This window comes from Streptococcus infantis (assembly GCF_018499575.1).
Taxonomy (GTDB): Bacteria; Bacillota; Bacilli; order Lactobacillales; family Streptococcaceae; genus Streptococcus; species Streptococcus infantis_K.
The window spans coordinates 1-16381 of sequence record NZ_JAHDAP010000003.1; the positions used below are offsets into that span (position 1 = coordinate 1).

Consider the following 16381-nt stretch of genomic DNA (forward strand, 5'->3'; position numbering starts at 1 on the left):
ACCCATAGTCCGTACGGGATTCGAACCCGTGTTACCGCCGTGAAAAGGCGGTGTCTTAACCCCTTGACCAACGGACCCTGAGCTTTTTCAACTCTTTCTATTATATACACTTTTTGACGCTTGTCAACTGGTTTGACTACTTTTTTTATCTTTTTGGCGAAAAATCTTTTAGCACATGTCTCAGCTCTTTTAACATCGCTTTTCTTCCTTTAAATCTCTCATCAGCAATCAATCTCTCATAAAGTTCCAATTTTTCTTTTCCTAATCCTGCTTTATATCCTTTAAGTACTTCTTGTAAAGCATATGACTCATCTAACAGAAGACCTCCTTCTCCTAATCGGTGGCTAATTTCTCCGACCTCTTCATATGCTTGCCGATCTAATCTTCTTTTATAACTTTCTTGTTTTCGAACTGCGTCTAAAATTCGGTTTCGGAATTTTGTTTTGAAATAGGTGTAGAATTGTTTATCTCTTTTTTCGGTGAATTCCGGGTAGTTTTCTAATAATTCGTTAAGGCAAATCATTCCCTCTTGATCCCAATCTTCTTTTTCCCATAGATGTAGATAGTACTCTTTTCGGCACTTATGCACGATGGCTTTTACTTCATGGTAATATTTTTCTAACATCATTACCCTCCTTTTCTTTATCCAGTATATCAGAGCTAAGTTTTACAGAACTCTTTCTTTTTTATTTTGCTTGTATACTTGTCTAAACTTATACTTGGGATATTTTAACATTTCTTTTAGATTATTTTTGAGGCTTTTCAGGATACAAAAAATGACAAGAACTGATTCTTGTCATTCAAGATTTATTGGAATAAATCTACGATTGTATCCCAGATAGTTTTGGCTTTTTCTTTAATTTTAGCATCAGAAATTGCTCGTTCTGCTTCATCTATAAGATTTTGAGCGCGTCCTTGGATATCACTGATTGAGTCATTTGTTTGTGTGCCTCCATTATCAGTTGACTGGCTTGGAACATTTTCAGGTGCAATCCCGTTAAGTTTATAGGCATTTTCAACTTTAAAGGTAGTTCCCGGCGTATAAGGAAGAATTGTTTCTGCCATACTTCTAAAAATATGAGCAGCTCCATTGGATGTCGAACCTGCTAGATAATGATTTTCATCAGTAGTCGGAAAACCAAGCCAATGACTAATGACGACATCAGGCGTGTACCCAATAACCCACTGGTCACTTGTATACACAGGGTTGAAAGCCGCTTCTGTTGTACCTGTTTTCCCCGCCATAACATAACCATCTGGTGACGAACTTATTCCTGTACCATTTGTAAAGGTTCCTAGCATCATACTAGTCATTTTATCAGCTACGGATTTATCTATTACGCGTTTTTGAGAATTTTTGTGAGTGGCAATTACTTGTCCACTTGCATTTTCAATGCGAGTAATAAAATGTGCTTCTGGCATCAAACCGTCGTTTGCAAATGCTGCATAAGCCTGTGCCATCTGGAGCGGATTTGTTTCTACACCACCCCCCAGAGCAACACCTAAGACACGGTCTACGTTCGTCAAGTTTAGTCCAAATTTCTCGCCTGATTCAAAAGCCTTATCAATCCCAAGCTCCTTAACTGTTGCTACTGCAGGAAGATTTAGCGATTCAGCTAAAGCTTGGTACATCGGAACTTCTGGAGACGTCTTGATTCCTGCGTAATTATCTACCTTGTAATCGCCATACTCCATGGTATGATTATCCAACTCTTTATTAAGAGCCCATCCAGCTTCAACTGCTGGCGTGTAAACAACTAAAGGCTTAATCGTTGAACCTGGACTTCTTTTTGATTGAGTTGCATAGTTGAAATTTCGGAAACCAGCTTTATCATCCCCTGCTACACGACCAACAACTCCTCTAACTCCTCCTGTTTTTGGTTCTAGAGCAACACTACCCGACTCAGCATGAGTTCCATCTTCTGCTGTTGGGAATAGAGAAGTGTTTTCATAAATGACCTGCATGTTAGCTTGGTAATTTTGATCTAGTTCCGTATATATACGATAGCCGTTGTTCACAATTTCTTCTTCTGTTAGATTGTACTTTTCAATTGCTTCATTAACAACTGCATCAAAATAGGATGGATATCGGTAGTCTGAAACTTTCCCTTCATAAGCATCTTGTAGCTGAGATGCCATATCAACACCCAAAGCTTCCTCTTCTTTGTTCTTATCAATATAACCAGCAGCTACCATGTTCTGTAAGACGGTATCCCTACGATTAGTAGAATCTTCAATAGAATTGATAGGGTTATATAATTCCGGTCCTTTGAGCATTCCTGCCAAGGTTGCGGCTTCATCAAGTGTCAGTTGAGAAGCTGAAACCCCAAAGTATTTTTTACTTGCATCTTCAACACCCCAAACTCCGTTTCCGAAGTAGGCATTGTTCAAGTACATGGTTAGAATTTCTTTTTTGCTGTATTTTTTTGTCAATTCTAAAGCTAGAAAGAATTCTTTTGCCTTTCTCTGAACAGTCTGGTCTTGAGAAAGATAGGCATTCTTCGCTAATTGTTGGGTAATTGTGGAGCCACCCCCTGAGCGCCCGCCCGTTACTATTGCTAGGAAGAAACGAGCATAATTAATACCATCGTTCTTATAGAAGCTTCTATCTTCTGTCGCAATAACAGCATTCTGCAAATCTTCACTAATATCAGCAAGCTCAACATAGGTTCCTTTTTGTCCTGACAGAGCACCTGCTTCTTTTTCCTCCCTATCAAAAATCAAGGTCCGAGTTTTCAGGGCGTTTTGCAGGTCGGTAACATTTGTTGATTTTGCTAAAGCAAATAGATAGACTCCGACAAACAAGCTGGCGCTGAGTCCTAGAATCAGAAAAATTTTGGTCAAGTGATAGCGACGCCAAAATTTTCGAATAGGGCCAACTGCACCGGTCTTCTTTCGCCCCCCTCTTGAACGTCTTAAATTACTTGACTCATTTTCTTCATAGTCAACTTCGTTAATCTCTGTTTCTTCAATTTCAGATTCTTCTTTCTTAAATAAGGAAAGAAATTTTTCAAATAATGTATCTAATTTCATGCGTATATTTTATCATCTTCCCCATAGGAAGACAAGAATTTTGCTGGTTGCCCTGTCCAAATACACCATTTTTTGTTACAATATCTGTATGAAAATTACCTTTATAATCCCAGATTCTCTACCTGAAATGACCGTCAAATTTTTCCTAGAAGAACAGCTGTTAATTCCTCGAAAAATCAGGCACTTTTTGAGAATCAAGAAACACATTCTCGTTAATCAAAAAGAAGTCCATTGGCATCAAACGGTCAAGGCCGGAGATGAGTGCCAATTGATTTTCGACGAGGAAGATTATCCTACAAAAGAAATTCTCTGGGGAAACCCCAAACTTGTCGAAGAAGTCTATCAAGATCAGTATTTAATTATCGTCAATAAACCCGAGGGTATGAAGACACATGGGAATCAGCCCGATGAGATAGCTCTTCTCAATCATGTCAGCGCCTATGTTGGTCAAACTTGCTATGTTGTTCATAGACTAGATATGGAAACAAGTGGTCTCGTACTGTTTGCGAAGAATCCATTCATTCTGCCTATCCTTAATCGCTTATTAGAAAAGAAAGAGATTTCTCGAGAATACTGGGCTCTGGTTGATGGAAGATTAGAGGCTAAGGACTTGATCTTCCGAGATAAAATCGGTCGCAATCGTCACGATCGTAGAAAAAGAATTGTGGATCAAAAAAACGGTCAATACGCCGAAACTCATGTAACTCGGTTAAAACAATTTCAAAACAAAACCAGTCTCGTTCAGTGTAGATTAAAAACAGGACGTACTCATCAGATTCGAGTCCACCTATCTCACCACAACCATCCAATCGCTGGAGACCCCCTCTATAATCCAAGTTCTAGAACTAGCAGACTAATGCTTCACGCATATAAACTATCCTTTATCCACCCTCTGACTTTAAAACAACTAAGCTTTACTGCTCTATCAGATTCATTTGAAAGAGAAATAAAACAAAATGAGAGTGGGACAGAAATCGGTAATTCGTTAGAATTCGATTTCGTCGTTCCACCTCCGCACAATTGAGTAAGGCTGTAAAAGCTGATGAAATCAGCGTAGTAGAGCCCACTCAACCACTGCGTCTTGCTCCACAATCCAAAGACAATTGAGAGGCTAGGACTTTTGTCCCAGCCTCATTTTTTCATATATACAAAAAAAGCAAGACCAGTTGGCCTTGCTTTTATCGACTCAGAAATTATTTAGCAATTTTTGCGAAGTATTCAAGAGTACGAACAAGTTGTGCAGTGTAAGACATTTCGTTGTCGTACCATGATACAACTTTAACTAATTGTTTACCGTCAACGTCAAGAACTTTAGTTTGAGTTGCGTCAAACAATGATCCGTAAGACATACCTACAACGTCTGAAGAAACGATTGGATCTTCAGTGTAACCGTATGATTCGTTAGCTACAGCTTTCATAGCTGCATTTACTTCATCAACAGTGACGTTCTTTTCAAGAACAACTACCAATTCAGTAACTGATCCAGTTGGAGTAGGAACGCGTTGTGCAGCTCCGTCCAATTTACCGTTCAATTCAGGGATAACCAAACCGATTGCTTTAGCAGCACCAGTTGAGTTAGGAACGATGTTAGCAGCACCAGCACGAGCACGACGAAGGTCACCTTTACGGTGTGGACCGTCAAGGATCATTTGGTCACCAGTGTAAGCGTGGATAGTAGTCATCAATCCTTCAACAACACCGAAGTTATCTTGAAGAGCTTTAGCCATTGGAGCCAAGCAGTTTGTAGTACATGAAGCACCTGAGATAACTGTTTCAGTACCATCAAGAATATCGTGGTTAGTGTTAAATACGACTGTTTTAACATCTGATCCACCAGGAGCAGTGATAACAACTTTCTTAGCACCACCAGCATGCAAGTGTTTTTCAGCAGCTGCTTTAGTAGCAAAGAAACCAGTTGCTTCAAGAACGATTTCTACACCGTCGTTAGCCCAGTCGATTTGTTCTGGATCGCGTTCAGCAGAAACTTTAACGAATTTACCGTTAACTTCGAATCCACCTTCTTTAACTTCCACAGTACCGTCGAAACGACCTTGAGTTGTGTCATATTTCAACAAGTGTGCAAGCATTACTGGATCTGTAAGGTCGTTGATGCGAGTAACTTCAACACCTTCTACGTTTTGGATACGACGGAAAGCAAGACGTCCGATACGACCGAAACCGTTAATACCAACTTTAACTACCATTAGTGATTTCCTCCTTATGAAAATCATGAAAATTTTATTGTGAAAAGAGTAACTTGAATCACTACAAATCACCTTTCAACAAACCTATTATATAACTATTTTAGTTTTATTGCAAGCGCTGACGTTGATTTTCACTTCAGTTTTCTACTTTCTAGATACACAATTTTATATAGATTCCCTTTGTCAAAAGTCTATCAACATACATCTTTATAGTTATTTACAAAATTTTTTTGTTAAACTTTTAACCTCTTCTATTTTGAAAAACTATAAAAAGAGACAGGATTACTCCTGCCTCTGACTGATAATCAATTATTTAAGACGTCCTGGTCTTTCTTTGTAACCATAGTAAGCATCTTCGATGATTTCTTGCATATGATCAACCATTGGAAGACGTGGGTTTGCAGGCGAACATTGATCTTCATAAGCAAGGAAGGCCAATTCACGTGAATGTTCTTTCCATTCTTTCTCGTCAACACCTTGTGCTTTGAAGTTCATTTCGATACCTACGCGCTCACCGAGTTCGTAAACAGCTTTAGCATAAGATGCAACTCCTTCTTCCGGAGTAGAAGCTGGAAGTCCAAGCATACGAGCGATATCTTGATATTTCTCATCTGCACGGTAGTAGTTGTACTTAGGCCATGTAGCTGTCTTAGCTGGGCGTGTACCATTGTAACGGATAACGTATGGAAGCAAGATTGCATTTGTACGTCCGTGAACTGTGTGGAATTGTGCACCAATCTTGTGAGCCATTGAGTGAGAAATACCTAGGAAGGCATTAGCAAAGGCCATACCAGCAATAGTTGAAGCGTTATGCATTTTCTCACGTGAATGGAAGTCTGCATTCTTAACTGAACTTTCAAGGTTTTCAAATACGAGTTTAATCGCTTGAAGAGCAAGACCGTCAGTGTAGTCGCTAGCCATTTGTGATACGTAAGCTTCAGTCGCGTGAGTCAATACGTCCATACCAGTATCAGCAGCAACAAATCCAGGAACTGTCAATACCAAAGCAGGGTCTACGATTGCCACAGTTGGTGTCAATGAGTAGTCAGCGATTGGGTATTTACGGTTGTTCGCTTTATCAGAGATAACGGCAAATGGAGTTACTTCAGATCCTGTACCAGATGTAGTTGGGATAGCGATGAATTTAGTCTTCTTACCAAGTAATGGGAATTTGAAGGCACGTTTACGGATATCCATGAATTTTTGTACAAGGTCACGGAAGTCCACTTCTGGTTGCTCGTAGAAGAGCCACATTACTTTAGCAGCATCCATTGGTGATCCACCACCAAGAGCGATGATTGTATCTGGTTTGAAGGCACGCATAATCTCAGTACCACGTTCAACTGTAGTGATATCTGGATCTGGTTCTACATCTGCAAAGATTTGGTAAACAACCTTATTGCGACGAAGGTCAAGTTGTTCGATGATACGATCAAGGAAGCCAAGCTCTACCATAGCATGGTCAGTAACGATCATGACACGCTCAACGTCACGACATTTTTGAAGGTATTGAATTGAATCACGTTCAAAGTATGTTTTTGAAGGAAGTTTCATCCATTGCATGTTATTTCTCCGTCTTCCGACTTTTTTGATATTCAAGAGGTTAATGGCGCTAACGTTATCCCCAACTGAGTTACGTCCATAAGAACCACATCCGAGTGTCAATGATGGCAAGAAGGCATTGTAAACGTCCCCGATACCACCGAAAGTAGAAGGTGAGTTACAGATAACACGAATAGCTTTAACAGCTTTACCAAATTCTTTAGTCAATTCTTCATCAGCAGTGTGGATGGCAGCTGAGTGTCCAAGTCCGTTAAATTCAACCATTTGACGAGCTTTAGCAATACCATCTTCACGGCTTTCAGATTTCAAAACTGCGATAACTGGTGACAATTTTTCACGAGTCAATGGCTCGTTTTCACCAACTTCTTTACATTCTGCAGCAAGAATGTTTGTTCCTTCTGGAACAGTAAATCCTGCTTGCTCTGCAATCCAAGTTGCTGGTTTACCAACGATGTCAGCGTTCAATTTTGCACCAGCACAGTTTTTGCTGTTTGCTTTCACGCCGAAGCAGAATTCTTCAAGAAGAGCTTTTTCTTTTTTGTTTACAAAGTAAGTGTGATATGATTTGAACTCTGCTACGAATTCATCGTAAATCTCTTTATCGATGATAACCGCTTGTTCAGATGCACAGACCATACCGTTATCAAATGATTTAGACATTACGATATCGTGAGCAGCTTGGCGGATGTTAGCTGATTTTTCAACATAAGCTGGAACGTTTCCGGCACCTACCCCAAGAGCTGGTTTACCACATGAGTAAGCCGCTTTAACCATGGCATTACCACCTGTCGCAAGGATTGTCGCAACACCTTCGTGGTTCATCAATGCGCTAGTTGCTTCCATAGATGGTTCAGTAATCCACTGTATACAGTTCTCAGGAGCACCTGCTTTAATCGCTGCATCACGAACGATTTGAGCTGCGTGAGCTGATGATTCTTGAGCTGATGGGTGGAATGCAAAGACAATAGGATTACGAGTCTTCAATGAAATCAATGCTTTAAAGATTGCTGTTGAAGTAGGGTTAGTTGTTGGAGTGATACCACAAACAACACCAACTGGTTCAGCGATAAGAGTCAATCCTGTTACATCATCTTCTTCGATAACACCAACTGTTTTAGTGTGGCGCATGTTGTTTACTACGTGCTCACAAGCAAATAGGTTCTTAGTTGCTTTATCTTCAAATACTCCACGTCCTGTTTCTTCAAAGGCATGTAGAGCCAATTCTCCGTGAGCATCAAGTGCTGCAACTGAAGCTTTTGCTACGATATAATCGACTTGATCTTGGTCAAGTTTACGCATTTCTTCAAGAGCAACCAAAGCTTTTTGCACCAAACCGTCGACATGCTTTTCAGCAGCGAGTTTCTTTTCCTCTGGTGTTACAGTTTTTTTATCAGCCATATTTTCCTCCATAGCTTTCAAGGATTGTAAATCCATTGTTAATTTTTTCACAATCTTATTATACCTCTTTTTCCAAAATTTGTAAACAGTTTCATAGAAATTTCACAAACTTTTTTTATTTCCTTGTGAAAATATTTTTGTACATGCCTACACATGCACTTTTACACTCCCACTTTGTGAATAATTCAATAAAACTTTTATTTTTCACAAATTCCATTGTAAAAAGGTATTGTAAAGCATCTCAATTTCCATGTAAGCGCTTTCTGTTTACGCAGTATAATACCCCCTCTAAGAGGAGGTTATTGCGCTTGTTGAAAGAGACCTTGTTTAAAATCACCTTCATAGACTACATCTTGCTCAGTAGTCAGTTTTCCTTTACCTTCAGCCTGGCCATTAACAAAGTCACCTTCATAAACCCAGCCTTCCTTAGCTTGGTAGGTTCCTTTGCCGTTAAATGCGCCATTTTTGAATTCCCCAGTGTAGGTATCACCATTTGCGAAAGTCAGGGTCCCTTTGCCATTCATCTTTCCACGAACGATACTTCCGTCATATACTAAGGAATCTCCATCCAATTTTAATACTCCTTGCTTAGGCATGTTCCCTACAAATACGAATATCGCGCAAAGAGCTATGACCACTACTGTCGCAATTTCTAAACGAGGACGCGTTATATAGACACTGTATCTATCATAGAATTTCTTTATATTATCCATTTTTTGCCTCATTTTCTAAACGTGCTAGCCAAGCTTTACAACCTGTTAAAACCCGATCATAAGTTTCATCAAAGTCTCCTGTATACCAAGGATCCAGAACACCTTCAGAAGCGAATGCCTCTATCTTGTGTTTCTGGCTTTGAGGACACATGCGAGTCAGATCGAGAAGATTAGACTCATCCATTCCAATGATATAATCAAAATATTCAAAATCATCCTTAGAGATTTGTTGCGATGTTTTTGATGAATTATAAGGAATCTTGTGAGATTTAAAGATTTCTTGAGTCCCTTCGTGAATTGGATTTCCGTGTTCCCAAGAAGAAGTTGCTCTACTTTCAATCACATAATCATCAGTTAAGGATTTCATCACAAATTCTGCCATAGGACTTCGGCAAATATTACCAAGGCAAACAAAAACAATCTTTTTCATCATTATTCCTCATCTTCATAGAAAAACGGGAATGAGATTCACCCCGTTTTATTCTTCGATCGCACTTTCACCTTCGACAACTGTACCTTCAGGTGTGACAGCTTCTTTAACTGGCAAAACTGTTCTAATTGCTCCTAATTCGAAAGTCAAGTAAACTCCGTCTACATCAAGTACGATCGTTCTGTTTTCGGTATCAACTTCGTCGACTGTACCGTATAAACCACCGATAGTAATAACTTCGTAGCCTTTTTGAAGTTTGTTGAGACTCTCCATGCGTTTTTCAGCTTGTTTCTTTTGAGAACGTTGCATAAAGAACATCAATCCAAACATGACTACAAGCATAATCACAAATGTTAAATTTGCATCCATAGTATTTTCTCCTTTGTAATTTAGATAAAACTACTATATCAAATTTAAACTATTTTTACAAGATTACACCTTGGTTTTAGGTTAATAAAAATCAGAGCAAAGCTCTGATTTTTATTATTTCAAGTTGTTTACAATTTTCACTAAGTTTTCAACTGTAAATCCATATTCTGCCAAAACTTTTGGAGCTGGTGCAGACGCTCCAAAGGTATCAATACCGAGAACTGCTCCATCAAGGCCAACATATTTGTACCAGTTTTGAGTTGCTCCCATTTCGACTGCCACACGGCGTCGAACTGCATTTGGTAGGATTTCTTCTTTGTATGCTACATCTTGTGCATCAAAAACATCTGTAGATGGCATGCTGACTACACGAACTTTTCCACCTTGACTTGCTAATTCCTTAGCAGCCGCAACAGCAAGATTCACTTCTGAACCTGTTGCAATCAAAATCGTGTCAAAGTCTGCCGCATTTTCGTAGACAACATATGCACCTTTTGCAACTTTATCAAAGTCTGTTCCTTCCTCAACGGTCAAGTTTTGACGAGTCAAGACGAGGGCAATTGGTGTTGTCTCACTCTTCACTGCTAGATACCATGCTGCTTGGGTTTCACGCGCATCTGCTGGACGGAAAACATTAAGGTTTGGAATCGCACGAAGTCCTGCTAAGTGCTCTATTGGTTCGTGAGTTGGTCCATCTTCACCAACCGCGATTGAATCGTGTGTGAAGACATAAGTCACTGGAAGACCTTGCAAGGCTGACAAACGAACTGCTGCTTTAAGATAGTCTGAGAAGACGAAGAAAGTTCCTCCGTAAACACGAAGACCACCGTGAAGAGCCATTCCGTTCAAGACAGTACCCATTGCAAATTCACGAACACCAAATTGGATGTTACGATTCAAGCGATTTGCATCGTCTTGAAGTCCGTCTGTTTTGATGTAAGTCATATTTGAATGAGCGAGGTCGGCTGATCCACCCAAGAAGGTTGGCAACTTAGCTGCTACAACATTCAAGGCATCTTGACTTGAGTTACGAGTCGCTTGAGAGAAGCCATTTTCTAAAGCTGGAAAGTCTTCTGGAGTCAATTCAACTGGATCGCGCCCTTCGATGATTGCTTCAACTTCTGCAGCAAGTTCTGGGTGAGCTTCTTTATAATCTGCAACTAGTCTTGTCCATGCTTCATAGGCTGAAGCACCACGGTCTGCAACATTTTCTTTAAAGTCTGCGTATACTTCTGCTGGAATTTCAAACGGTTCGTAGTCCCAACCAAGTGCTTGGCGAGTTGCAGCAGTTTCATCAGCTCCAAGAGGGGCACCGTGTACTGCATTCGTTCCTTGTTTGTTTGGAGAACCATAACCAATAACAGTTTTGACTTCAATCAAAGATGGCTTTCCTGAAGCCTTAGCTTCTTCAATAGCAGCATGAATAGCTTCAAGGTCGGTTCCATCTTCAACCAAGGCTGTATGCCAACCATAAGCCTTGTAACGATCACGAACACTTTCTGTGAATGAATCTTTTGTCTCACCATCCAAGTTGATATCATTTGAATCATAAAGAACAACCAGCTTGTCAAGTTTTTGCAAACCTGCATAAGAAGCAGCTTCGCTTGAGACACCTTCCATCAAGTCGCCATCTCCACAGATAACATATGTATAGTGATCAAAGATATTATATCCTTCACGGTTATACTTAGCTGCAAGGAAACGTTCCGCTTGTGCAAAACCTGTCGCAGTCGCAATCCCTTGTCCTAGAGGTCCTGTTGTTGCATCAACCCCTGCAGTATGCCCAAATTCTGGGTGACCTGGTGTTTTAGAGCCCCATTGACGGAAGTTCTTTACCTCATCCATGCTCACATCTTCAAAACCAGAAAGGTGAAGAAGGGCATAAAGGAGCATTGAACCATGACCTGCTGAAAGAATAAAACGGTCGCGGTTGATCCAGTTTGGTTGAGCTGGATTGATACGAAGTTCTTTAGTGAATAGGCTGTATGCCATCGGAGCAGCACCCATCACCACCCCTGGGTGACCTGAGTTTGCTTTGTTGATAGCGTCAATACCTAGAAAACGAATCGCATTAACAGATAAATTTGACATAGAATTTCCTTTCTCTTTGAGGTGATAAGTATACCACGTGTCCTATTTTACTATTATATGAAAAAATACCTAGAATAGCAATAAAACAATTTACTATAAACTGACTCAGCCGATTAGGCTAATTTCTAGTCGCTTGATAGTAAGGTGATAGGTTTTCAAAACCTCTATCAAGTTTATCTAGAACCTTATCTATAGTATCTTCATCGGCTACTGGAATATCAACTTTTACTAAAACCTTACGAATCTCCTGATTGGATAATTGTTGTCTTAAAAGTTGTCTATTCTCCTCGGTAGCTTGCACTCGGTAACTCTCGTCGTTTTTCTGAACCCAATAATAAATTCCCTCGACCACCGGAACATCCAAGACTTTAGCCTGTTTTGACAAGGTAGTCTCATCTTTCTTTCTCTCTACAAAGCTGACTTCTATAGAGATTCCCCAATCATTCTGATTTCCATACAAACGAAGAGCCATCATGGGCTCTGTTACATGCCCCTCTCTCTGTAAATAAACCCAGAAATGTGGTCGTAATCTCTGCGCTTGATTCATCCATTGACTGGTTGGGTGTAAATTCCAATCGGAATGCCTAGCTTGAAAACATTCCGCTAGGTGAGTAAATGCCTTTCGCGCTTCCTGCCCTTTTTGACGCAGGTCTAGCATTTTATCCTTTTCAGCTCCTGCTTTTTCAGGATTCCGGTACTGTTCCCCTTGATAAGCAAGATAGTCCTTGATTTCTTTCATTTTATTTCTTCTTTCGTTAGAAAAAAATCAGGTTTCCCCTGATTTTTCATTTTTTATTCTGTGTCAACTACAACGTAACGATTTGGCTCGTCACCTTCAGAGTAGCTAGTAACACCTTCCATTCGTGAGATGATACGATGGATAATTTTACGCTCGCTGCTTGACATTGGATCCGTCATTTGACTACGTCCTTCTTCCAAGACACGTGTAGCTAATTTCTGGGCATAGCTCTGCAACACTTCTGCACGATGTTCAACATAATCATTCACGTTGATAGTAATGTAGAAAGTTTTTGAATAACGGTTGTAGAGGTAATTTTGTGCCAAAAGTTGAAGGGATTTCAAAACCTTACCATGGTAACCAATGATACGGCCTGGCTCATTTGTATCAATTTGCATGTTGATAGAGCGACGGTTAGAGGTGCTAGAAATAGTTCCCTCAACATCCATATCATCGATGATTGCTTGAACATAATTGGTTACTTCTTCAACAACCTTTTCAGTGTCATAAGTCGGCTCAACTTTCAAACCAAGGTTTTCTAAATCACTGTCTTTTTCAGCATCAATTTCATCTTGAGCTTCTTCAGGTTGCAATTCTCTTAAAACTTCAATATGGCCTGTTTCTTCTAAAATCGTGCTGGCTTTTTTATCATTCTTAAGAATTTCAGCCTTAACATCTTCAGAAATTTCTTGGCCTTCTTCTTCAATTTTCTTGATAGCTGCAACTACATGTCCCAAATCAACTGTCGCTTCACTGACTGTTTTAACTGGATCGTTTTGATCATTAATTTCTTTCGGAACACCTTTGATTGCCTGCTGATTTGCTTTTACAACGGTTGTCTCACTGATTGCTTCAATATCAACTTGAGCTGGTTTTTTACCAAAAAGTCCAAAAAATCCTTTTTTCTCTCTCGAAACAACTTTGATATGAGCCTTCATTCTCGGAATATTTAATTCATTCAATCCATTTTGGATTGCTTCTTCAACTGTTGAACCTGTAAATAATACCATTATCAGATTTCTCCTTATTTTTTCTTTTTCTGTGCTTTCTTTAGAGCTTTTCTTTTCTTAACTTCTAAATCCTTCTTAGCTTGTACATCCGCTTCACGCTCTGCAATGATTTTGAATGGATTGTTCAAAAGGTAGGTTTGCAATACTTGATAAGCATTTGAAACCGCCCAATAAAGAGCGACACCACTTGGAGCAGATATTGCAAACAAGAAGATGATAACAGGCATCCCATACATCATACCTGTCATTGCACCATTTTTCTCAGGCAAAGCTTTATTTGAAAGCCAGCTACTGAGGAAGGTGAATAGGGCAGCTAAAATAGGTAATACGAAAGTTGTATCAGCTCCACCTAGATTGAACCACAAGAAATGGCCAGTCTTCAAAAAATCTACGTTTGATAAAGCTTGGAAAAGAGCCAAAAGAATCGGCATCTGAATCAATAGTGGCCAGAATGATGCAGATTGTTTAATACCTAATTCTTTAAATAATTTACGTGTTTCCTGATCGAGCTTAGTGCGACTTTCCATATCGCGACCTGGATAACGTTCGCGCAGTTCTTTTATAAGAGGTTGCGCTTCTTGCATTTTTCTGGATGCTACCATTTGTGTTTGAAAGACTGGTAGCAGTATTGTTCTAATCAAAACTGTGAAAAGAATAATCCCTAAACCAATACTGACATCAAATGACAAAAAACGAATGGTTTCAGCAAAAAAATAAACAAGTCTACTCCAAAAGTCTGCCGAATCCGCAGATACTTCACTAGTTGCACAAGCAGTCATTACCAACAAGGACAAACCTAATAAACTAGTCAATTGTAATTTCTTCTTCACTCTCATTTCCTTCCTGGTAAATCTTTGCTAATTTCAAAACATGAAGTAAATTTTTTTCAATTTCTGCAAATTCTAGTAACTCAACGCCTTTTCGAGCAATTACAACAAAATCGACATTATCAACAATTTGATGACTATTTTGAATAAGAACATGTCGAATTCTTCTCTTGATCTGATTTCTTGTCACAGCGTTTCCTAACTTCTTGCTGACTGACAAACCGACTCGAAAATGTTTCTCATTGTTTTCTAATCGATAAATAACAAATTTTCGATTAGCTACACTTGCTCCTTTTTTAAATATGGCATCAAAATCTTTCTCTTTTTTTACACGAAAGCTTTTTCTCAAAAATCATACTCCATCTAATAGAACTACTACTATTATACCATAATTTTTCAAAAAGCCAATCATGGCAAGGTTTTAGGCTGTTTTGACTCCGAAAAAGTAGTCAATTAAAAAATAACTGACCAGAATCAAAGCTATTTTCCTATTTTTTTGAACATACAAAACAAAAGCCACTCTTACGAGCGACTTTTGTAGGAGATTATTATGAAAAAGTTTAGGATTTCTATTAAATAAAGTTAGGAGGTCTTTATTTAATGATTAGAGTATACACGCTTATCCTTAAACCGAACTTAAATCATTTTATTTTTTGATTAATTTTTAAAACTATGAATGGGAGCTGGAATTTGACCTCCACGAGCAATGAAGTCGACAGATGAAGCCCCATTAACTTTCATAACTGGGGCTGTTCCTAGCAAGCCACCAAATTCAATCATATCGCCTTCCTTCCCTTTAGGGATGATACGGACAGCTGTTGTTTTCATGTTAATGACACCAATTGCTGCCTCATCCGCAATCATAGCCGCAATGGTTTCGGCAGGTGTATCTTCAGGGATAGCAATCATATCCAACCCAACTGAACAGATAGCCGTCATGGCTTCTAGCTTTTCAAGATTGAGAGAACCATTTTGTACTGCCGCAATCATCCCCTCGTCCTCAGAAACTGGGATAAAAGCACCTGATAGTCCACCAACTTGATTGCAGGCCATCACTCCGCCCTTTTTCACCTGATCATTTAAAAGAGCTAGAGCAGCAGTTGTTCCATGTGTTCCAACTGTTTCCAATCCCATTTCCTCGAGGACACGAGCCACTGAGTCACCAACTGCTGGAGTCGGCGCTAAACTTAAATCAACAATACCAAAATCAACACCTAGTCTTTCACTGGCCATCTGTCCAACTAATTGACCAATCCGAGTAATCTTGAAAGCTGTCTTCTTAACAGTCTCAGCTACTACATCAAAGCTTTGGCCACGAACTTTTTCTAAAGCACGTTTGACTACACCAGGGCCTGACACACCAACATTAATAATAACATCAGCTTCGCCAACACCATGAAAGGCTCCCGCCATAAAGGGATTGTCTTCGACCGCATTGGCAAAAACGACTAATTTAGCAGCACCCATATCCGAAAGACTAGCAGTTTCCTTAATGATTCGTCCCATATCGGCAACTGCGGTCATATTGATTCCTGACTTGGTTGAACCGATATTAACAGACGAGCACACTTTGTCTGTCTCAGCTAAAGCACGAGGAATCGAGTTGATGAGGATTTCATCACCTTTTTGATAGCCTTTCTGTACCAAAGCAGAAAAGCCACCGATAAAGTCAACACCAATTTTTTTAGCAGCTCTGTCGAGAGCTTTAGCTAAAGGTACATAGTCCGTTGCATCTGTTGCAGCACCAATTAAGGAAATTGGCGTTACCGATACACGTTTATTGACAATAGGAATACCTAACTCAGCAGCAATTTCATCACCGACAGTAACTAAATTTGCCGCCTTAGTAGTAATCTTTTCATATATTTTATCTGCAACCTTATCAATATCTGAATCAATACAATCAAGTAGAGAGATTCCCATGGTAATTGTTCTGATATCAAAATTCTGCTCCTCAATCATTGCGATTGTTTCGGTAACTTGTCTAATATCCATAAATACCTC

Annotated in this window: 14 protein-coding genes and 1 tRNA gene; 1 reads left to right on the forward strand and 14 read right to left on the reverse strand. The window is 39.5% G+C overall.

Going from position 1 to position 16381, the window contains the following annotated elements; genetic code table 11:
• Positions 1–5 precede the first annotated feature (5 nt).
• From KJR31_RS07555 to pbp2a, 3 genes are all read right to left on the reverse strand, one after another.
• Positions 6–77 (reverse strand) — tRNA-Glu (locus tag KJR31_RS07555).
• 68 nt (positions 78–145) lie between these two features.
• Positions 146–628, reverse strand: a complete 483-nt coding sequence (locus tag KJR31_RS07560; protein WP_229026604.1) for a sigma factor — start codon at positions 626–628, stop codon at positions 146–148.
• Positions 629–807: 179 nt separating this feature from the next.
• On the reverse strand, positions 808–3033 hold the full coding sequence (gene pbp2a / locus KJR31_RS07565) for a penicillin-binding protein PBP2A (RefSeq protein ID WP_214262791.1): 2226 nt from the start codon (positions 3031–3033) through the stop codon (positions 808–810).
• Positions 3034–3121: 88 nt separating this feature from the next.
• Between pbp2a and KJR31_RS07570 the strand changes: the two genes are divergently transcribed.
• Entirely contained in the window at positions 3122–4057 is a 936-nt protein-coding gene (locus KJR31_RS07570) for an RluA family pseudouridine synthase (protein ID WP_349815560.1), read from the forward strand.
• A 169-nt stretch (positions 4058–4226) separates the two neighbouring features.
• Here KJR31_RS07570 and gap read toward each other — a convergent pair whose 3' ends face one another.
• The 11 genes from gap to KJR31_RS07625 all read right to left on the reverse strand — a co-directional run bounded on the left by gap (position 4227) and on the right by KJR31_RS07625 (position 16372).
• Entirely contained in the window at positions 4227–5237 is a 1011-nt protein-coding gene (gap, locus tag KJR31_RS07575) for a type I glyceraldehyde-3-phosphate dehydrogenase (protein WP_006154814.1), read from the reverse strand.
• Positions 5238–5546: 309 nt separating this feature from the next.
• Positions 5547–8198 (reverse strand): bifunctional acetaldehyde-CoA/alcohol dehydrogenase, encoded by a 2652-nt coding sequence (adhE, locus tag KJR31_RS07580; protein ID WP_214262792.1) that lies wholly within the window; start codon positions 8196–8198, stop codon positions 5547–5549.
• A 299-nt stretch (positions 8199–8497) separates the two neighbouring features.
• A complete protein-coding gene (locus KJR31_RS07585; protein WP_214262793.1) occupies positions 8498–8911 on the reverse strand; it encodes an MORN repeat-containing protein in 414 nt (137 codons plus the stop codon).
• Complete coding sequence (locus tag KJR31_RS07590) at positions 8904–9341, reverse strand: low molecular weight protein-tyrosine-phosphatase (protein ID WP_214262880.1); 438 nt, start codon at positions 9339–9341, stop codon at positions 8904–8906. Before KJR31_RS07590 ends, KJR31_RS07585 begins: the two co-directional genes overlap by 8 nt.
• 48 nt (positions 9342–9389) lie before the next feature.
• A complete protein-coding gene (gene yajC / locus KJR31_RS07595; protein WP_214262794.1) occupies positions 9390–9710 on the reverse strand; it encodes a preprotein translocase subunit YajC in 321 nt (106 codons plus the stop codon).
• Positions 9711–9824: 114 nt separating this feature from the next.
• Positions 9825–11801: a transketolase gene (gene tkt, locus KJR31_RS07600; protein WP_214262795.1), complete on the reverse strand. Its 1977-nt coding sequence runs from the start codon at positions 11799–11801 to the stop codon at positions 9825–9827.
• Positions 11802–11919: 118 nt separating this feature from the next.
• The gene (locus tag KJR31_RS07605) at positions 11920–12540 is read right to left on the reverse strand and encodes a ribonuclease P (protein ID WP_214262796.1); all 621 of its coding nucleotides are present in this window, start codon (positions 12538–12540) and stop codon (positions 11920–11922) included.
• A 53-nt stretch (positions 12541–12593) separates the two neighbouring features.
• Positions 12594–13550: an RNA-binding cell elongation regulator Jag/EloR gene (gene jag / locus KJR31_RS07610; protein ID WP_214262797.1), complete on the reverse strand. Its 957-nt coding sequence runs from the start codon at positions 13548–13550 to the stop codon at positions 12594–12596.
• Positions 13551–13564: 14 nt separating this feature from the next.
• Positions 13565–14380 carry a YidC/Oxa1 family membrane protein insertase gene (locus tag KJR31_RS07615; RefSeq protein ID WP_214262798.1) on the reverse strand — a complete coding sequence of 272 codons (816 nt, stop codon included), beginning with the start codon at positions 14378–14380 and terminating at the stop codon, positions 13565–13567.
• Positions 14355–14726, reverse strand: a complete 372-nt coding sequence (gene rnpA, locus KJR31_RS07620; protein WP_214262799.1) for a ribonuclease P protein component — start codon at positions 14724–14726, stop codon at positions 14355–14357. Before rnpA ends, KJR31_RS07615 begins: the two co-directional genes overlap by 26 nt.
• A 308-nt stretch (positions 14727–15034) precedes the next feature.
• Positions 15035–16372 (reverse strand): PFL family protein, encoded by a 1338-nt coding sequence (locus KJR31_RS07625; protein ID WP_214262800.1) that lies wholly within the window; start codon positions 16370–16372, stop codon positions 15035–15037.
• Positions 16373–16381 lie beyond the last annotated feature (9 nt).